The organism is Vibrio sp. 2096 (assembly GCF_033339595.1).
Taxonomy (GTDB): domain Bacteria; phylum Pseudomonadota; class Gammaproteobacteria; order Enterobacterales; family Vibrionaceae; genus Vibrio; species Vibrio alginolyticus.
The window spans coordinates 1-334 of the sequence record NZ_JAWOUX010000069.1; the positions used below are offsets into that span (position 1 = coordinate 1).

General features: G+C 47.9%; 1 pseudogene. It reads left to right on the top strand.

From position 1 onward, the window contains the following. Positions 1-334, top strand: a pseudogene (locus R7Q41_RS24085) (sigma-54 factor interaction domain-containing protein); the annotation flags it as partial.

The window sequence follows — 334 nt, forward strand, 5'->3', positions numbered from 1 at the left end:
GAAACAATAACTTTGTGGCGGTGAACTGTGGCGCGGTGCCAGAAAACTTAATTGAAAGCGAACTCTATGGTCACGAAAAAGGCGCATTTACTGGTGCAGACAGTCGGCGTATTGGTAAGTTTGAATTTGCGCAGGGCGGCACACTCTTCTTAGATGAAATCGAATCGATGCCAATTCAGGCACAAATTCGTTTGTTGCGCGTCCTGCAAGAGCGCGTGATTGAACGCGTTGGCTCAAACGAACTTTTACCTCTCGACATTCGCGTTGTCGCGGCAACGAAAGTGGATCTTAAACGTGCTGCGGAACAAGGCACATTTCGTCAAGACCTTTACTA